Origin of the sequence: Pantoea sp. V106_11, from assembly GCF_029967885.1 — a bacterium.
Classification (GTDB): domain Bacteria; phylum Pseudomonadota; class Gammaproteobacteria; order Enterobacterales; family Enterobacteriaceae; genus Pantoea; species Pantoea ananatis.
Genome location: NZ_JASCAK010000028.1, coordinates 182834 through 202368 on the forward strand (window position 1 = coordinate 182834; position 19535 = coordinate 202368).

At 37.7% G+C, this 19535-nt stretch carries 16 protein-coding genes and 2 pseudogenes; 8 read left to right on the top strand and 10 right to left on the bottom strand.

The window, feature by feature from the left end; genetic code table 11:
- Nucleotides 1-5: 5 nt before the first annotated feature.
- A complete protein-coding gene (locus QLG08_RS11525) occupies nucleotides 6-401 on the top strand; it encodes a hypothetical protein (RefSeq protein WP_282472925.1) in 396 nt (131 codons plus the stop codon).
- 820 nt (nucleotides 402-1221) lie between these two features.
- On the top strand, nucleotides 1222-1806 hold the full coding sequence (locus QLG08_RS11530; protein WP_282472926.1) for a YkgJ family cysteine cluster protein: 585 nt from the start codon (nucleotides 1222-1224) through the stop codon (nucleotides 1804-1806).
- Nucleotide 1807: 1 nt separating this feature from the next.
- Here the strand turns inward: QLG08_RS11530 and QLG08_RS11535 are convergent, their stop codons facing one another.
- Nucleotides 1808-2056 (bottom strand): hypothetical protein, encoded by a 249-nt coding sequence (locus QLG08_RS11535; RefSeq protein ID WP_282472927.1) that lies wholly within the window; start codon nucleotides 2054-2056, stop codon nucleotides 1808-1810.
- Between the two features lie 193 nt (nucleotides 2057-2249).
- Here QLG08_RS11535 and QLG08_RS11540 point away from each other — a divergent pair, with 193 nt between their 5' ends.
- Nucleotides 2250-3341 carry a hypothetical protein gene (locus QLG08_RS11540; protein WP_282472928.1) on the top strand — a complete coding sequence of 364 codons (1092 nt, stop codon included), beginning with the start codon at nucleotides 2250-2252 and terminating at the stop codon, nucleotides 3339-3341.
- Between the two features lie 69 nt (nucleotides 3342-3410).
- Here QLG08_RS11540 and QLG08_RS11545 read toward each other — a convergent pair whose 3' ends face one another.
- The 3 genes from QLG08_RS11545 to QLG08_RS11555 form a co-directional block, all read right to left on the bottom strand.
- Nucleotides 3411-4016, bottom strand: coding sequence for a DUF4755 domain-containing protein (locus tag QLG08_RS11545; protein ID WP_282472929.1), 606 nt, complete (start codon nucleotides 4014-4016; stop codon nucleotides 3411-3413).
- 296 nt (nucleotides 4017-4312) lie between these two features.
- Nucleotides 4313-5419: a relaxase/mobilization nuclease domain-containing protein gene (locus QLG08_RS11550; protein ID WP_282472930.1), complete on the bottom strand. Its 1107-nt coding sequence runs from the start codon at nucleotides 5417-5419 to the stop codon at nucleotides 4313-4315.
- Nucleotides 5420-5428: 9 nt separating this feature from the next.
- A complete protein-coding gene (locus tag QLG08_RS11555; protein WP_282472931.1) occupies nucleotides 5429-5821 on the bottom strand; it encodes a hypothetical protein in 393 nt (130 codons plus the stop codon).
- 283 nt (nucleotides 5822-6104) lie between these two features.
- Here QLG08_RS11555 and QLG08_RS11560 point away from each other — a divergent pair, with 283 nt between their 5' ends.
- From QLG08_RS11560 to QLG08_RS11575, 4 genes are read left to right on the top strand one after another with little or no spacing between them, the layout of a single operon-like run.
- Nucleotides 6105-7406: an N-6 DNA methylase gene (locus QLG08_RS11560; RefSeq protein ID WP_282472932.1), complete on the top strand. Its 1302-nt coding sequence runs from the start codon at nucleotides 6105-6107 to the stop codon at nucleotides 7404-7406.
- The gene (locus tag QLG08_RS11565; protein WP_282472933.1) at nucleotides 7390-9591 is read left to right on the top strand and encodes a sensor histidine kinase; all 2202 of its coding nucleotides are present in this window, start codon (nucleotides 7390-7392) and stop codon (nucleotides 9589-9591) included. The genes QLG08_RS11560 and QLG08_RS11565 overlap by 17 nt, the downstream gene beginning before the upstream one ends.
- A 10-nt stretch (nucleotides 9592-9601) precedes the next feature.
- Nucleotides 9602-10234 (top strand): hypothetical protein, encoded by a 633-nt coding sequence (locus QLG08_RS11570; protein ID WP_282472934.1) that lies wholly within the window; start codon nucleotides 9602-9604, stop codon nucleotides 10232-10234.
- 1 nt (nucleotide 10235) lies between these two features.
- The gene (locus QLG08_RS11575; protein ID WP_282472935.1) at nucleotides 10236-10859 is read left to right on the top strand and encodes an HNH endonuclease signature motif containing protein; all 624 of its coding nucleotides are present in this window, start codon (nucleotides 10236-10238) and stop codon (nucleotides 10857-10859) included.
- Between the two features lie 1107 nt (nucleotides 10860-11966).
- Here the strand turns inward: QLG08_RS11575 and QLG08_RS11580 are convergent.
- A complete protein-coding gene (locus QLG08_RS11580) occupies nucleotides 11967-12515 on the bottom strand; it encodes a hypothetical protein (protein ID WP_064373355.1) in 549 nt (182 codons plus the stop codon).
- Between the two features lie 577 nt (nucleotides 12516-13092).
- Here QLG08_RS11580 and QLG08_RS11585 point away from each other — a divergent pair.
- Nucleotides 13093-14832 carry a glycosyltransferase family 39 protein gene (locus tag QLG08_RS11585; protein ID WP_126843093.1) on the top strand — a complete coding sequence of 580 codons (1740 nt, stop codon included), beginning with the start codon at nucleotides 13093-13095 and terminating at the stop codon, nucleotides 14830-14832.
- Nucleotides 14833-14920: 88 nt separating this feature from the next.
- Here QLG08_RS11585 and QLG08_RS11590 read toward each other — a convergent pair whose 3' ends face one another.
- From QLG08_RS11590 to QLG08_RS11615, 5 genes and pseudogenes are all read right to left on the bottom strand, one after another.
- A complete protein-coding gene (locus QLG08_RS11590) occupies nucleotides 14921-15364 on the bottom strand; it encodes a hypothetical protein (protein ID WP_013024960.1) in 444 nt (147 codons plus the stop codon).
- Between the two features lie 767 nt (nucleotides 15365-16131).
- Nucleotides 16132-16554: pseudogene (locus QLG08_RS11595) on the bottom strand (RHS repeat-associated core domain-containing protein); the annotation flags it as partial.
- Nucleotides 16555-16718: 164 nt separating this feature from the next.
- On the bottom strand, nucleotides 16719-17030 hold the full coding sequence (locus QLG08_RS11600; protein WP_126843092.1) for a hypothetical protein: 312 nt from the start codon (nucleotides 17028-17030) through the stop codon (nucleotides 16719-16721).
- A 695-nt stretch (nucleotides 17031-17725) separates the two neighbouring features.
- Complete coding sequence (locus QLG08_RS11610; RefSeq protein WP_126843091.1) at nucleotides 17726-18163, bottom strand: hypothetical protein; 438 nt, start codon at nucleotides 18161-18163, stop codon at nucleotides 17726-17728.
- 525 nt (nucleotides 18164-18688) lie between these two features.
- A pseudogene (locus QLG08_RS11615) lies at nucleotides 18689-19499 on the bottom strand (RHS repeat-associated core domain-containing protein); the annotation flags it as partial.
- Nucleotides 19500-19535 lie beyond the last annotated feature (36 nt).

Sequence of the window (19535 nt, forward strand, 5' to 3'; positions counted from 1 at the left end):
CTACTATGAATAAATTAAACATATATTTGCCAGATCAGAAATTTTTGATACTCCTTAATCGCTTCATTCTTAGATACGATGAATCAGACTGCAATAAAGAAAAGGTCGTAAAGGATGCCTATCTGTTCTGTGTAGGATACTTTTTGAAGTATCAGCAGGACTATAACAATCCTCATTTAACTGGATCAAGCAATATCATTGCTGTTCTCTCATCTGCACTACTTAGTCCTAATTTTAATAATATACCGAACACCATCAGCCTCGAAAGGGTTCTGTATTTTTATAAGTTCATTGTTGAATATATTGTATGGAATGAGTATGAGGTGGAAAAAATTTTTTCTACTCAGAAGATTAGCTTAAAGCCTTTTGCTGAATCCAAAATAAAAAACTCAAAGTATTAAATCACGGTTTAACATTTTATATATTTATTGATGGTTGATATGTTATCCTCATGGTCTCTTCTCCATCAACCGGATGGTGAGTCTTAAGCACTTAAACGATCACTACTAAAATGGCACCTATGGATGGGATAGAGAATCTCTTTAGTGGTAATGACAATCTTCATAAAAAGATTTACCCAATTCCTTCCCAATTCCTTCCCAATTCCAAGCATTCTGCACTAAATTTATAGAACTTCTATTTAAAGTTTTGGTAGTATTCATTATCCTTCTCATTCTGGTGTTTTAAAGCCGTTTGTCAAGAAAAAATTAACTAAAGCCACAACATCATGAATTTACTGAATGTTGGTGTCCAATGTTCATTCAACCTGAGCTAAATGTTAAACTTACTTATTGATATATATCAGGATTAGAGCTAACAAGATTGTGGTCTGGAAAATCTTTTATTCTTCTACTTGTCAAGAACCAAGTACTTATGTAACTATAACTTTAGCTTAACAATGCTAATCGAATTCTTAGAGCGTTTAGAATGAGCATATATTCCTCTCTATATAAACGGCATCACCAATATATTTTCGATTACAAGTAAATAAAGATTTTTTTATCCTGATCATTTATATTTTAAAAAAAATTTTGAGAATGTCGATATGAACAATGTTACTTACAGGAACCTATTTATTCTGAGCTTGTGATTTGTTGTAGGAAACACAAATAAAGTTAAAAATTCGAAATGCACTATTGGAGATATTTCGCCTCAAGAGTTAACTATAATTATTTTGTGCCTAAGGGTTATTTTGTAATAAAAATTTCATTGGAGATTAGTATGAAAGTTTGCACTGATAGTTGCGTTGTAAAATCAAGGTTGAAAAAATACAATCCCAAACTTAAAGGTAAAATCATCCCACCTAACCCAAACTTTGATAATACTAAGCTGTTCAATCATCTTATGCAAGGGATGAAACATCCTGATGACAAAATTAAAGCACATAACCTTCTTATGGCATCGGATGAGATTGCTGACGAAATGAGTATTAACCAACTATCCGTGTGTCAGAGTGGTTGTGCTTATTGTTGCAAAATTCCCGTTGATGTTAGTCAAATAGAAGCTGAATTAATATCAAGTTATACTAATAAAAAAATGAATCATTATAATAACATTAAAAAGATAATTAATAAGTCTACATATTGTCCATTTCTTGACACGACTAAAGCAATGTGTAGCATTTATGCAGTGAGGCCGCTTGCTTGTAGGTGTTTTCAAACGATGGATCATTATAAATACTGTAAGACACCGAATGTAATACACCTTACAGTCACTGTAAATAGTAGTTCAAAGTGGGTTCAAATCAAAAATTTGCTTTTAGATTTAAGTCAAAATAGGGTCGCAGATATCAGAGAATGGTTTTGAATCAAATCTTCACCACCATACTGACTTCTTCTATTCTCTTCGTGATAATAAAGAAGAGAGCATTAATTAGTTCACTTTTTATATCCTCTGGATAGTTATCCAGACAGTTTGATTCTAAAATTATATCTTTAATTCCATTGATAATATTTTCAGTAAGAATTCCTTTATTTAATTGATGTTTTGTTATGTCATGTTCCGTTAGTAACCACAAGACATTTAATGCATATGAGAAATTTGATCTTGTTGGCATTTATACTTACCTCTTGTTGACTTTTGTTTTAAATATCACTTAGAAGAAAAAAGTCAATAGATTTTAAAAATAATAGTTTTATGATTGCGTTAAATCTAATTTATTAAAGATTATATTTGAGTTTAAATTTATAATTTTGATATAAAGATGGTTTTTATTAAGTTGCTATAATGAAAATTAAGGAATATTTAAAATGAAGACTGTATATATCTTAGGTGCAGGGTTTTCTGTTGAAGCTGGAGCACCTACTCAACAAAATATAATATCAAAAGCTTTTCAGTTAAATGAAGAAAATGAACAGTATTTTGATGTGGAAAAATTTAATATTTTTAAAAATTTTATTGTAGAACAGCTTAATGTTGAGTTTGATAGAGCTGGTAAAGTTGATTTAGAAGATATATTCACGCCATTAGACCGCTGTATAAACGAAAATAGTCAGTATAGGGGAGTCAGTGTAAAAAAACTTGCCGATGTGAGAGAAGCGACATTTTATGTTGTGGGTAGAACAATTGACGTCTTGCTTGAGAATACATTAAAATCAAAAGATTACATCAATTTATTTGCAAAAAACCTTATCGCTCATTCACGTAGAAAAAAGGATGACGGTTATTTTGATAATGACCCAGTGAGCGTGATTAGTACTAATTGGGATATCCTATTGGATAGTTCAGTTTATAATGAAATACAGAATAACCATGATAATGCTGTGGTAGATTATTGCTGTTATATAAGTTCATTAGATAAAGGCGATAAAACTGTTAAGCCTGGTTTGGAAGTATTAGGAAGAGGGGGGTTTAATGTTAAGATCCTTAAGATTCATGGTTCTCTTAACTGGTTACAATGCCCAAGATGCATGAGGCTTTATGCTGGTTTTTCAAGGAAGGAAGCTATTTATAATTTTTTTGATACCATCTCATGTCGTCATTGCGACGACAATTTTCCTGAAGAGAAGGGGAATCACAACCTGTATTCAAATTTAATAATGCCAACATTCATTAAAGATCTGACTAACCCTCAGTATAAAATAATCTGGCAGAATGCTGGTGTGGAAATTTCAGAAGCAAATAAGCTTGTTTTCATAGGTTATTCTTTACCAAGCGCAGACTTCGACATGAGGCAGTTGTTATCAAGGATGACTCGTAAAAGTGCAACTATTGAAGTCGTTGATTATTGTGATGATGAAGAAAAGATCCTCGAACGAAAAGCTCATTGGAAGAAGTTTTTTGGCAATAGGGAAATTTGTTTTTATTTTAATGGTGCTGAAAATTATATTAGGAATATATGAAATTTTCATATTTCCCACAATTTTAAAAATGAATAAAGCCAGCGCTTTAGCTGGCTTTAAGAATTAATTTCAGTGCTTATTGATTGCATTATCAAAGATATGCATCCATCTTTTGAACTGAAGTTCCAAATCCCTTACACCATCATGAGTGTTGATGTGTCCGTTCTTTGGGAAAAAACGAATGTGCCATTCTGGTTGTTGGATATCATTTACAGTTACGAAGAAGCCTGATTCATAGAGGTTCCTGTTCGTTTGGATATTATTTTGAGCCATGCTACTCAATCCGCAACTAATGGTTTCACCACCATGAGAAAGGTTATATCTCCACTCCTTTACATCTGAAAGGTTATAAGTTTTTTGTTTGTTCTCTTCTTTTAAGAAAATTTTTCCTTTATTGGTATCAATAATCATCAATGAACTGAAATATTCATGACTCCAGATACCATCATTTTTTTCATTAAAATAATCCCTAGTGCTGGCATTCCACTTCTTAACTTTGAACTTCTTATAGGCGAACATCAAAAGCATAATGCTTACGAAAACCCAAATCATCGCAAGCTGAACTAAGCCTTGCATACCCAAAAAGTAAAAAATGACGATTGGTAAAGCGATAGCAATCCATACACGTTTCATCATCAGAAAATTCGGCTGTTTTACTTCTGTCATCGCAATCATGTCAATGTCCTATATAAAAGGGGCTAAATTTAGGGCGCACGTATTCGTCAGCATTTTCGCTGATAATTCAGTGAGCTATATCGCTTTGTTTGAAGTTACATTACGACTGATAAACCAGGTCTAGCAAATCATTTATACCGATCGATCGCTTTCATTTAATAGCTTTCAACTATCATGAGTGGATGATTGATCAGTAATAACGATCGATCGTTTTTATCTATCAATCTGATTTTGAATTAAAATATTCATTGTTTTTGTCTTAGGGGCTGATTTCAACTAACTGAAAAATAGACATTTTAAGAAATTTTGATGTGTGGTTTTCTTTCTGATTTTTTAGAATCTGCTTCTGAAAATTCCCAAGGTTTTGGATCTTCATCCATGATTTTCTTAATGGGGGCGGTTTTCTTGGTTGGCTTGAGAATTGTTGAACCAATAGCTTTTAAACTGGCAACAAGCTCTTCAAGGTAAGGTATCCACTGTAACCAGCGAACGTGCTCTCTCTCGCTTGAACTTGCTTTAAGTTGTGTTGTAATAATTGTGGGATGAACTTCAATAGGAGTCGAAACGTTTTCATTGACGGCAATCGATATAGGAGCAACGGTTTCAATTGGTTTAGCCACGATGATTCGCTTACTCAGGTTTGACCAACTGTATGCCTTACCGAGTTGTGATGCCTTAAAAGCGACTCCCTGATGCTCAAATGAAAAACCGTTCATTTTGCCAGAAGATGCGATGTTTGCTGTCGCTGATATGTTTTGCTTTTGTAATTCATATATGAAGTCTTCGATAGTGATGGTATCGAAGAAGGTAAGGATTGCATCTACAGCTTCCTGTATCACTTTTTTAGAAGGTTTCTCTCCGGTCCTGTTCTGCATCATCTCTTCGTTGCGAGTGAGCTTCCTTTGCTTCTTGGACGATTTAGCAGGAGAAGGACCTTTCGTTCTAGTAAGCTGATGATCCCGTTCAAGGTCTTGAATGATTCTGGTGCTAACGAGATTCTCGTTTTTACCCAAGTAAACTTGGCCATCTACTAAAACGTTTATACGGGAAGCAATGATGTGAATGTGCTGTCCTGCCTCGTCGTCATGCAGAACATAGCAACGAAGGTGAGTGTCACAGAAGCCCATTCGCCTCATGTAGTCGTCAGCAATGTTCCTCCATTGTGGATTAGTGAGTGATTCACCAACAGGGAGACGAAGGGAGTTATGCCAAACGGGTTTCGTCACATCCTCTCTGAGCTTCTGAGTCTTTACGAACTCGGCGGTCAGCTCGTCTACAGTAATGCCTACAAGATTGCCACCAATCACCATTGGTGTAGTCATGTGATGAGTAGCAGGGGCAAGAGCATACGAGATGACTCCTCGGAAGTTTTTACCCCTTTTTATTTTATTCATACCCTTCATCTTGGATGATCACTTTTCAAGTGTCAGCAGAGCATCTCTTACATGCGACAGTTTCAATTTTAAAGCGCTTACTTCCTGAGATAGTGGCTGAGCATCTTCGCCTCTGCGAAGCAGGAACGACGTAAGATCATTCAGTTTCTGTAGGGAACCAGTAAGCTCCTGCCAGGCTTCTTTGTTGATTTCGGGAACAGAAGGGGGTAGTTGCTGAAGAGCTGAGGATCTCAGCCAACAGCTTTTACTAAGCTGGTTTCGAGCGTCATTCACTCGATTGAGTTCAAAATCGTTAAGACGAACCGTTACGGTATGCTTGCGGATGCGGTTAGGTGGTAGCTTCTTTGCTTTTGGATCATCACTGAACGACGAAGGAAACTCGTCATCAAATATATTATTAAATTTTTCCATATCAACTCCTTTGATATTAAATTGACGCAAGTTCGTATGCTATATATAAACGAATATCATAATATGCATTTGTGTCAATGGGTTAGATGTTGATTTTGAACTTAATTTACCTTTTTCAACCGAAGGGAAGAAAAAGCAAGGCAACTGAGCATCGCTCAGTTAGCCCTTGCTTTTAATTAAGGCAATTAGAAAGGATCGCCAGTGAGGAACACTATAACACTTTCTTTTCATTTGTGTTTTTTTTTGATATAGTGTATTGGCGGAAAATTATTTGTGAGTTAATATGATTGGTTTAAATGAATATAATTTAAAGCTGAAATTCATTTTTGAGAGATATAAAAATCAAGATGTTAATTATATTGATCAGGAATTGAGTGTATTGCTTTCCGCTCAGGAGTATCTGCGTTCAAACGAGTCGATAACCTCTTTAAGAAAAAATGGTGTTTTTTTTACTGGAGATGAATTAGCTTTTGAATGTCTAAATTTTCTCGATATAAATTCAGATAATTTTTCGGTATTAGATCCTGCATGTGGTGTCGGTAACCTTTTAGTTTGTGTGACAAAAAAATTAAATGTATACGGAAGTTTGAGTGACACTTTACATAATTGGAATGGTTTTTTGCATGGCTTTGATCTACATCAGAATTTTATAGAGGCAACACAAATAAGAATCGTTTTGGAGGCTATTAAACGAGGGGCTTTTTTTGATGGTCATTGTTTAGAACATTACACTAAAATTCTTAAAAATATAAAATGTTATGATTCTCTAAAAAACGATTACGACATGAGTGTTTATACTCATATACTGATGAATCCTCCATATAATCAAGAGGTTTTGGCGGAATATAATCATTGGAAAGGTGGGAAAGTCAATTTAGCGGCAGTTTTCGTTGACAAGTTCATGACGCAATGTAAACAAGGAACACAGATTGTAGCTATACTTCCTGATGTTTTAAGGACTGGGACCAGATACGAAAAATGGCGAAATGCTGTCGAAAAATCATTACGGGCAGAAATATATATAAAGGGAAGGTTTGATAAAAAAACCAATGTAGATGTTTTCATCATTAACGGGAAAGTTAATAGTAACAACAGTATTGCATGGTCAAAAATTTACGATAATAATGAAATAAAAAGAATATCAAATTATTTTAAAGTGTCTGTTGGAAAGGTTGTGCCATATCGTGATAAGTATGAGGGCGAGAGTAATAAATACATATACCCACGATCTGTAATTCCTTGGTCAACTATAGACAGCAGTGAGATAAAAGACCTAAGAATGCATAAAAGTTTAGCAATTAAACCACCATTTTTAATTGTGAAGCGAACATCTTCACCTAAAGACAAGTTTAGAGCTTCATCTCAGGTAATTACAGGTAAAGAAAGTGTCTATATTGAAAATCATTTACTTGTTGTTGAGCCGATATCTGGGAAGGTTCAAGATTGTACAGAGTTATTATCATTTTTGAAAAGCGATTTCGTAAATTCTTATTTGAATGAAACTATTAGATGCCGTCACTTAACTGTAAAGTCTTTATCAACAATCCCTTTTGAATTGGGTAAAGAAAATGAAAAAACTAATTAGTAATGTATCGTTTGATCTTTCATCACGATTACCTCTTCAATTAGGTCGGGAGAGTATATCTAATTCAACTACAGCTATATCAGAGTTAGTTAAAAATGCTTATGATGCCGACGCTAGTAATGTAAAATTATCTTTTTTTAACTTAACTAAACCTGTTTCTACTATGATCATCGAGGATGATGGAAATGGAATGAGTTTAGATCAACTTATTGAAAAATGGTTGAGAATTGGAACTGAAAATAAAACTATCACTGCCACTTCACTATCGGGTCGTGTATTAACTGGTGCAAAAGGATTAGGTCGATTAGGCATAGACAGATTATGCAAAAGGGTTATTCTTCAAACTAAGAGTGAAAATGATGACTCAATATTTCAAATTGATGTTGATTGGAGACGATACGAGTCAACTAATCAAAGTTTTTTTGATATTAAGCATAAGATTCATTCGATCCCTTTTCCATATTCAGATAAATATGGTTATGCATTGAGTACCGGAAGTGGGACGAGATTGATTTTAATCGGTCTCAAAGATGACTGGAATGGATATATAAAAGATGATCTATTAAAAGAACTTAGATTATTAGTTTCACCTTTTAGGGAGGTCGAGGATTTCAAAATTGAACTTTCATTTGAAGGTGAAAATGAAACGTCATTAGATTCATCCGATATATTAAAGTTTGCTCGCTGGGAAGCAAATGCTAATCTAAACAAAGATGGAAGTTTTTTGGTCAAGTTTAAGTATAAAGATGAACTACCGGAGATAGACTTTTCTCTAAATTGGTCTGATTGGATTAATAACAGAGGAAATGCTCCAAAATGTGGACCTTTATCATTTAAGTTATATTTTATACCTCGTGAATCTACTAACGATAATCAATTTAAATTAAAGCAACTCCGACATTTTTTAGATGCAAACCAAGGTGTTAGGATTTACAGAGATAATTTCAGAGTTAGACCATACGGCGAACCTACAGGAAAAGGGGATTGGTTAGACCTAGGTTTAAGAAAAGTTAGAAATCCTGAGGCTATCAAAGACAAGGGGTGGAAAATAGGTCCTAATGTTGTTGTAGGTGCTGTTTTTATCTCAAGATTTGAAAATAAAATACTTAATGACCAAGCTAACCGTGAGGGAATCATTGAAAATGAAGCCTTTTATGATATGCGAGCTTTCATTTTAAGGGTTATTGAGCAATTTGAAATTGAAATAACTTTGAAAGCACAGTCACAAAGCGAGTCCTCTCCAAAAATTGAACTAAAAAATATCAAAGAAAGAACTGAAAAAACATCTTCAGAAATCGATATTCTCAAAAACAAAATTGAACACGATTTGTCTTCAAAAAGATTAGATAAGAAAAAGCTAACTAAATTAGCAAATAGTCTATTTGCTGTGGTTGAGAAACAGCAAAAGGAAAACAATGACGTAGCTTTGCTCATCGATAAAATGGAAAAACTCAATGATACTATGGCAAATTTAGCTTCATTGGGAATATTAACAGTTTCTTTAGGTCATGAGTCAAGACAGCAATCTAGTATGGCTCTAACTAATATTAGAGTTTTAAGGAGAATAATAAATGAAGATTTGGAAATTGATAGGGTTAAGGCAATAAAGAAAATTGATGCTTTAGATGTTAGTTTGAAATATATTTCAGCTTTTGCAGGTTTTGCATTGAGTAATGTGAAAATAGATAAAAGGCATATGAAAAAACTTGAGCTGAAATCTATAGTCAAGAGTATCATAGACGTTTTTACTAACTCTCTCAAAAAAAGCAAAATAGTTATAGTTACTAATTGGGATGAAGAGGAGTTTTTCTATATTAAAGGTTTCCAAATGGATTGGGAGAGCACAGTTATCAACTTTTTAACTAACTCAATGTGGGCGCTTGAAGAAAAAAGAGAAGGAGAGAGAATAATAAAAATCACTCTTGAAAAAGATAATTTCAATAAGAATATTATTTTTACATTTTCAGATAGTGGGCGCGGTTTGGAGCCAGGAACTGAAAAGCATATATTTGATACTGGTTTTAGCACGAAGAAAGATCCTAAAGGTGATCAAATCGGGACTGGTATGGGTTTAGCGATAGTTAAAAACTTCGTAATTGCACGCTCATCTGGTGTCATCGAAGCCCAACCGACATGTGAGTTGGGTGGGGCAAGTTTCAAAATTACAACTCCTTGTTTAGATTAAGAGGTCTTGAATGAAAAAGATAATTTACATAGATGATGATTCAGAAGCTCGTGAAACCTACGCAGAGGTTCTTCAAGAGGTTTTTGGAGGTGATTTTGAATTAGAAGATATAGCCCCAGAGTTTTTGTTAGAGGATATGCTTATCAAGATAAACGATATGCATTCTGTTGCAGGTTTTGTTTTAGATGAAAAAATGAATCAACTTGGGCAAGCTAATTTTGTAGGGCAAAGTCTCGCAAAAAAGATAAGAGAATTGGATCATAAAATTCCGATTTATATATTTACGGCTTTTAAAAATGAATTTGATAATGAGTTTGGTCCGGCCGAAGTTGAATATGTTATTGATAAGAACGAGCTTTCTGACGAGGAAACTTTGGAGTCTTTAACAGCTAAAGTTAGACGACATCAGAATGTATACAATGATATCATGTCCGAAAGAGCAGAGAAATTAGACGAATATCTTAGGAAGTTTTTAAGTGGTGCTATAACTCAGGCTGAAAAAGAAGAGCTTGATCAGCTAAATTTTTTAAGAAAGAAAAATATTGTTTTACAAGATAGTATAATCGATGAAAATGTTAATGATCTTTTTACGGAAACAGCAAAAAAAATTGAAGATATTTATAAAAAAATAAAAGGAATATAGTATGTTTTATTCAAAACTAAAACGTCAAAAGAGCTACGAAAAGAAAAAAGATGGTTCTTATTATGCCTATAACCATTATAAGGACGTAATTATACAAGATTGCCTTGAGAGTTGTGTTTACTGTGATGTTCAGTATAGAGAGCACGCTTTCGAAGGTATGCAGTTAGATCACTTTCGCCCGCAGGATTATTTTAAAGAGCACATTAATAATCCTGAGAATCTGGTTCTTTCGTGTCCTAAATGTAATCGATTGAAATCTAATCATTGGCCAGGTGATAAAAAAGATTTCAATAAACCTAGCCATGATGGTGTAATTGGGTTTATAGATCCTTTTGTTGAAGATATTCGAGAGTATTATTCTGTTGACAATAAAGGATTCCTTCAGGCTCTAAAAGCACCGGCACCTTATGTTATAGAAATATTAGACCTGAATAGACCCTCCAGAATAAAAGTAAGACAACTAAGAATTATTCGCTCATTGCTTTCTGAAGCTTTGAAGGATATCGACAATAGAGTGGGTTTAGCATATGAAGACTTTTGTAACGGACTGATTGATAGAGAAAAACTTAAAGAAAAGTTACACTCTTATTCTTTATTAAGAGATGATTTATATGCTTTAATATAATATTATTATAGTTTTTTCAATTTTCACACTGGGGAAATAAATTTTCGATTTTTTTCAGGGATGCACTACAAAATTTCCAAGTTATGAGATGGTAATTACTTTATTAAAATCAGTATTGTTAAGTTTTTTTAGGCTCATATATTCATTCAGTAATGAAATCCCCTTTATGGGAGTGCTTACTTTGTTAAGGGGGCATGTCTGGGGGCATGTAACAAATTGAAATTAAAAAAATTATATGCAGAACATAAGGCTAGCTAGAAGGTTTGAATCCTGTAGGGGCGCCAATATATTTCAATAACTTACCTCCATTTGCTTCAAGCCAGCTTTTCAATGTGGGACAGTTTTGGGACACGACTACCAAAAATCGCGTCAATTTTGGGGCTTGTTCGATCTTGTGCCAGATTGACATGACCTCGTCTTAAAAAATGTTTAGCACCCTTACGACACAGAAAATGAACTGAAATTTAGCCAGAATCCAAACAAGCCTGTGAACGACGCCATCAAACATGCGTGTGAAGCTCAGTGCAGGCGGAACGCTCCACATCGTTTGTCAAAAAAGAGGTCTTATTAATCGCCTGGTACATAATATGGCGGGGACTTTGTTTTAAGTTTGGTATTAACCTCTGCTGTTGTTGGTGCACGCGCTAACCTTTACTGTAAATTTCGCTATAGCTAAATCAATGGGCTACACCTCAGGCTACTCATTTCAAAAGGAGCTTGCATGACGAGAAATCTTACAAGGAATAGGCTAAACGGTATTAAAAACGCATTCGTTATCCACATCTTCGGAATGACCTGCTGATAAGCTTATTGGATTAAGGCTGAAGGGTTTCACGAAGCAACGTTTGTGGTCATTTTTAAACTGAATCCTGTGACGGAGAGAATTACGCCGGAGTTTTTCTTATTGGAGCTGTATTTAGGCACTGCGCCTAAGAGATTATGACAAAAACTGTGCTACTTTTTTGTGTAAATTAAAAAAACATATAAAGATCAAGCTGAAAAAAAACCTATGATGATACTAATAAGATGTAAAAAAGAGTAGAAACTGGTTTGTTAATACTCCAGTTTTTACTCTTTGGTTTAAGAATTTCACGGGAAATATAAGTTTTATTTTTTAATAAAACTGTTAGCAGAAAAAGCGGAAGCGCTTTCTTTTACCATTTTTTCTGCTTCAGTGTTGATTCGTCGTTCAAATATTTCTTTGTCGATAAGAAAATCTTTTTCATCGATGACCAGTGTGTAATTGGGTATATGCTCAGATCTGTACTGAATGTATGTCGTTACATGCAACTTAAAGGGTAAGTTAGAGGACAGTGTACCCGCTTTCATTGCCTTATCTCCGGAAAGACCTTGCTGCTCGTTAACTCTATTTGCGATGTTAGTTAAAGCATTATGAATATCGTCTGAGAAATTTTTTGGATCCAGGTTAGTGAGGTTGATTTCTTTCGGGGCATTATCAGATGCAGGTGCTAAGGTAATATCCATCCCACGTCTTTCGCTATAAACTTCGCCGAGATTTACGCTGCCGGTTGCGGTCGTAATGATATGTTTTTCTTCAAAAATGAGTCCTTTATTAACCATCGCGGCACAAAATACAGCACCACCCAGAATAAAAGACGATACGAGTAATGCAACGCCATACTGTTTTGGAACCATGAGACTAAGTCCTTTTTATTAATATTACTTATCTGATTATTTTACATCAAGATGACAAGCGCTAACCTCAAAAAAGCACACTTTATTTTGCTTTATTAATGCGTTAGAACGTTCGTAAAATGTGACTGGTGTTTGTGGATGCCAGGGTATTGAGACTGAAACAGAGGAGTAAGCCCCCTCTTTTTGATGTTTTTTGAACAAATTCATTTGGCGGAGGTGTTACAGATGCAGGTTTTTTGCTCAACATAAATTTTTTTTCTCAACAAACAGCCCCACATCATTCTTATCTTAAACCTCTGCCTAAAGCACAGAATGTTTATTCCTCGTTTACTTCGAATTCTTTATCTTATGCAATATCAGTAAGCGCTAATGCTTCCCTTTTCGTGGTGAGTTCACCCATGTATAAGCAAAATTGAAAAGGTCATTGCATTAACTGTATACGTTATATCTGAAATGAATCGGGTTAGCGGGTATTTAAAAGATAGCTTTCGCATGGACATGACGGCTGAGTCAGCATCGACAAGGTTAAGTTTAAACCAACCCATTAACGTAAAAAACAGGCAGGGCAGGCCAGTAAATGGTGAATACAAAAAATTGCCAAAGCGTCTTTCCAGTTACGCGGGCAACAGGTCCGGAACGCTTTTTACTTCGAAAGTTCGCCAGTAAAAGCAACACTCACGCTTACGCGACCATGCCCTTTTTACCTGCTCCCCAGCAAATCTCACTCGTATTGTGCGTGCTTGTCTTTATCTGCTGGTTACTACCGGGGCTGTTTGGACATGAACCGTGGAAACCGGATGAAGCCTATACGTTCGGGCTAATCCGTCATATTGCCCAGACTGGCGACTGGGTCGTACCTACCCTGGCAGGCGAACCCTTTATGGAGAAGCCGCCACTGTATTTTATTGTGGCCTCTTTTTTTCTCCGCCTCTTCAGTCCGTTGTTAGGCGAGCCCGATGCCGCGCGTATGGCAACCGGGTTTTTTATCGTGCTTGCATGCTATGCCATTGCGCTTTCGGCCAGAGAGTTGTTCGGCAAGGGCGCAGGCCGCTGGGCCGTACTTATCCTGTTTGCCTGTTTGGGCTTTCCTGTCCGGGCACACCAAATGATTACCGATATCGCCTTGCTGGCAGGCGGTGCCACTGGCATTTATGGTTTCATTTTGGGGATTCGCCGCCATGTGCTGGGTGGCGCGATACTGGGTATTGGCGCAGCGGTGATGTTTCTCTCTAAAGGGCTTCTCGGCCCGGGCATATTGGGACTGACAGCGCTGACGTTACCCTTGATGAATACAGCGTTTCGTAGCAGACGCTATATCGTGTTTTGTGCTATCGCGTTTCTGGTCTTTTGCCCGCTGGTAGTGCCGTGGCTGTATGCGCTCTGGATGCGTTCTGAAAAGCTGTTTTCAACCTGGCTACTGGTCAATAATTTTGGCCGTTTTGACGGTACCGCTAAGCTCGGGCCTAAAGCGAAACACTTCTTTTACTTTAAACTGCTTCCCTGGTATGCCTTTCCTGCATTGCCGATGGCTGCGTGGTGGCTCTGGCGCAGTTGGAAAACCGGCATCAGCGCATCCGCAATGGTACTGGTAACGTTTTTTTTAGCCGGTTTTGTCACTCTGTCGAGTGCATCTGACGCGCGGGAGCTTTACGCCATGCCGCTGCTTCTGCCGTTGGCCATACTGGCAGCAGGTACCTGTCAGCAGAAAACCCTCTGGACGATAAAGTTGCGGCCATGGGCACTCGGCTTATTCTGCCTGCTTCCAACGGTGATGTGGGGAGCGGGCATCATCCTGATGACCGGCTGGCCTGCGCCACTGTGGAATAAATGGGTGGCACAGGGTGCGCCCGGATTTACGCATCAGATTTCATCAGTGATGTTTGCAGCAGCATTACTGGCTACTTTATTGCTGAGTGGGCTGGTGTTTTTGAATCGCACCTGCCGGGAAAGTCCCTTATCAATTTTTACCAGTTGCATCACGCTGTGCTGGGTGTTGGCCATGACGCTGGGCATGCCGTATCTGGATTACACCAAGCGTTATTCTGATGTTTTTCTCCCGCTGCGGGCATGGTTGCCAGGGGATGAATGTGTCGCGAGCCGGCATCTTGGTGAACCACAACGGGCTTTACTGGAATATTACGATGGGCTGGTAACGCTGCGAGAAGGGAAGCACAGAGGTGCCTACCGCTGTAACTGGCTACTCCTGCAACATGATAAAAGGCATCCTGAGGAGTTTGTCGACGGGACGTTGGTCTGGCAAGGGGAGCGGCCTGCGGATAACGAAGAGAATTACCAACTTTATCGACTGAACAGATAAGCCAGTATTTTTCATGCTTAACTCGCCTGAGGTCATTTTGCAGGCGAGTGACGATTCGTTACATCGGCTATTTCAGTAAAATCTGCACTCAGGGAAGCGACAGATGAACTTCATTTTCTTTTGGCGCCCAGTCTCTGTCAGAGAACTCATCTACAGAATAGGAGACATTGCGCAGCCCCTGGGTGCCTAGAAAGTTTTTTACGCCTTCCTGAAGATTACCGTCACGAAACAGCTCAGCAATAACAAACAGGGCATCGGAAAGCGAAAGCGTTCTGATTTGCGCAGGTAACCAGTTTGTACGCGTGAAGATCAGATGATAAAGCGCTTCATCTCCCGACAAGGGAAAATAGCGCGTACCAAATTGTTTGCGATGCTTGTCCAGAATGATTTCAAGAATGAAAATCTGTGCTGTCCGTTGCCTGATTTGATTCACAAAAACATTTTCGGAATTGCCCATATCCAGCGTCGTGGCATCGTTGTTCTGCTTGACGCGCGTCTCAATAGCATTCCAGAGATTGTCATACTGATTCATAGCTTACCTTGTCCGAAAGTGTCGTTATCATAACAACGTTAGCAGAAGGAACTCTTGCGGCAAAGGTTGCGAGTATAATCAGGCGCTTTCGGCCGGAAAAAAACAGTATTGGTTTTACTGCTTCACTGCCGCTGCGTAGTGCCCTGCAAAGTCGGGCTGTGCAGTATGACGTTTTTATGAAGCGGAGAAAGAAAATAGCAGAAGTTACGTTTGATGCAGTGAAAAAAATGGCCACAAAGGGCCATGTCGAGGAATTCAGACGCGATTAATGCAACACACCGGCAGTGGTTAAACAAAGTGTGCAAAACGCAACGCTGAATGCAGAGAAACCCACCAGACCAAGAACGACGAAACCGAAATTTCTCATATCGACCTCCACCGTGTCCAGGTGACACAGCCAAATCATAGGGCTGGCGGGTAAAAAAGTACATACTGTTAATAAAGACATAGAAAATACTGCTGTGACATTCATTAAATGGCTATTCTCGTCATTTTACCGGATTTTAAACGTGGATTGTTTTTTGTTATCTAAAGCATCCCACTCATCTATGTGGCCAGATATTTATCGCCTAAATCAGATAAAAACTGCTTTTAATCTATTAAAAAAATCTTTTTTTTTTACATCAGTCCTGACTCTTCTTAGAGACGTTGGTTACCTGAATAGAATTGTCCAAAGCTGACTAGCCGTTGATGGGTGCTCTACTTTTTACGATGTTATCTGAGGCGCCATGATAAGCAGCATCTTTGTATATATTGATTTTATCAACACTCAACCCCAGCGGATCCACCCAGCTCAGAGGGTTAGGTGCATACTGATACAGGTTCCAGCCGCCTTCCAGCCCTATCGGATCCTGAACCGTAAACCGTCCCACCTGGGGATCGTAATAACGGAACAGATTGTAGTGTAGACCGGTTTCGCTGTCCGCATACTGGCCCGCATAGCGCAGGGGCTGATGGGGGAGTACTGACTGTTTCGCCAGCCGGGTAAAGCCCTCTGTCTGTCGGCGCACCTCGCCAAAGCTGCCGTACTGGCCGCTCCAACTGATGTCGCCGCGTTCATCAATTACCTCCAGCGGTGTTCCGTTGAGATCGGTATTGAACCACAACACATTGCCCCGGTCGTTCTCTGCTATATGATCGATGCGGGTCAACAGGATCCAAGCCTCGTTTGGATCGTACACATAGTTCCTAAGTGGACGTTATTTAATAAATTTTTTTATGTATGCTTTTACGAAGCATCTGTTATTTTTATAAAAGAAATTTTATACGTTTAGAGCAGGATAAAGCATTTTTGAATATCGTCTTTTGATAAGAAAGCTGGAGAAATAGTATTTATTTTTACAGCTTTAAATAATTAATCCAGAAAATCATCATTTTCAAGATAATTGATAACCGCATTTAAAAAGTAGTCTCTATCAGAATCGGGATGATGCTCAAGCTTATTTTCAACTATAGCTTTGAAAATAGGTGCCTCTAAGAATGTTCCGTAGTTTTCTTCAAGGTCAATCTCCTCATCTTCATCTTCATCTTGATCGATAAAGTATTTTCCCTCATTAATATCTTTTTTAGATTCAAGATCAAATGACTCCTCAACATAAAGCCAGCCTACGTCAGGGATTTCATCACGCTTTGTCAATAACTCATCGAAACCATTAATTACAATCATTTAACACCTTGTTTTCGGCAACTAGTTCCACCACCCCATTTATTTCGCCCACCTGTTCCATCGGGGTGATAAATTTTATGGTAGCTTTTATGATCATTAAAATCAGCTAGTTGTAAAGATCTGGGTGAATCGCCGTGATGCCAGGTCATGTTTTTTGGCGAAGAACCTCTAAATTTATTATTCTTCATAGGTTGAACATGTTCAATAACATCAGGATATTTTTTTGTAGCTCACGCTTAAATTCGGGATCTTATTATCAGCCCGCCTAACGCTATTTGATCTCCGGCATCTGCCAGTCCGGGTTCAGCGCCCCCGGAAGGTCTTTCAGCCAGGCGCTGACCTTTTACAGTTAAAGCTTGTGACGCTAAGGTCCTCAATGCAGCCCCAAAGCTCGCGCATGCTCTGCGGGGTTACTAGACAGGAGCTATGTCTCATACAAATAGACCTGGCGTAATTCATTTATGATTTCCTGAAAATTTACTATTTTTCATATATAAGGCATTTGAGTGGGCACTCACTAATCTGTAGTTAATTGGATTTTTTCAATAATCGGGCTAAACTAACTATTGGCTTGCATTTCATGAGAATATGCTATTTGTTTAGGTTCTTAATTATCAACAGTAAAAATTATTAATAACACAGACGGATTTACATGCGCTGCTTAGTTTAATAAACATGCGCATCTGATTGAGCAGTTAACCAATTAACTTTAGGTTTACAGGATTATGGAGATCTATTTGTATTTTTAGACCAGCGGTCGACTCGACCAGTATTGTATTTTCTTCATGCCCGAATACACTGACAAAAGGATTTGATTTTTCAGAGTACAAAATCCATATTGGATTTTTATCTTTATCAAGATAAGCAATGAAACCCTCGGAGCCGTAGCTTCCTTCTCCTACACAACAATAACATTCATTGGGTAACTTAACTTCTTTTTTTATATCAATAGATGTGACTTCTTCATTATTGTTACGATAAAAATCTATAAAATCAAAATCCTCACCCACTTCAATTTTTGGTGTGGGAAAGGATGTTATTTTACAGGAGATAGCTTTTCCATCAGCGAAAAATATAGCATCCGTAATTGGTATTAACTCTTTTTCCCATAACATTGATATGATGCTTTGCATTTTTCACCCACAATTATTTGGATGTTTTCCAGATTGGTTTTAGCTTTATATTTAATATTTCAACTGTGATTCTTTTTTTATAAACTACCATTCCGCTTTTTCAATACCATACTCGCTACTAAGAACAACAAAACCTCTACTAAAATCTTCTTTGATAAATATCCTGTTTCTACTATTATGCATGATTTTTTTACTATCCCAGAATAACTCTTGACTTTCTTTAATGGCCTGAGAGGGTAATTTCAGAAAAAAGATGTTATTTTCTTTCATGAAAGATATTATAAGACATTCAAAGCCTGAGATTGAATTTATAAACTTTTCAAAATTACTTTTCTGCGTATTAATGTCGTATACTTCATTTTCTAGTACTAATAGATCATAAACATGATCTATTATTGATTGATAAGAGATGCTACAAACCTCAATGCTATCTTCTCGAACACCTGTTTCAGCGATTATCAATTCTATCATTTTTTTTAACTGACCTTTTTTTTGCGCTTCTTTTAATTTTTCTTGTAATGTCAAGGGCATCTTTTTTTCTCGCATATCTGTAATTCCAATCTTATTTTCGGGTATATGTCCTGGATGTTGATTGTAACGGACATTTTTCTCTAATAGGTTTTCATGCAAATTATCGGCAGTGTGTAAATGAGGGTCCCTGCAAAATATATCATCCTCATGCATGATGATATATTTTTTATCACCGCTATGATTAAATTCCCAGGCTGTTCTGTTTTCATATTTAAAATCGAAAATTTTTACAGCTTGTGGTGTATTTGTATTTTTAGGTATATCTAATTTCCTTTTAGCTTCCCTAAACATAGCTTTAAAGGCTGTGGACAGATTATTCAACCCCAGCGGATCCATCCAACTCAGCGGGTTCGGCGCATACTGATACAGGTTCCAGCCGCCTTCCAGCCCTATCGGATCCTGAACCGTAAACCGTCCCACCTGGGGATCGTAATAGCGGAACAGATTGTAATGCAGACTGGTTTCGCTGTCCGCATACTGGCCAGCATAGCGCAGCGGCTGATGAGGCAGGGCAGACTGTTTTGCCAGTCGAGTAAAGCCCTCCGCCTGTCGGCGCACCTCGCCAAAGCTGCCGTACTGGCCGCTCCAGCGGATATCGCCCCGTTCATCGGTTACCTCCAGCGGCGCACCGTTAATATCGGTGTTAAACCACAACACATCGCGCCGTTCGCCTGCTGCCATATGGTCGATGCGCGCCAGCGGGCTCCAGGCCTCGTTGGGAGCGTGCACATAGGGTCTGGCACTGGCCCTTATCCTGCTGTTCCTGTAACAGGCGATAGCCTTGCCAGAGGAAACTGATTTCTTTAATATTTTTGTTATTAGTTTAACTCAGCAATGGTGT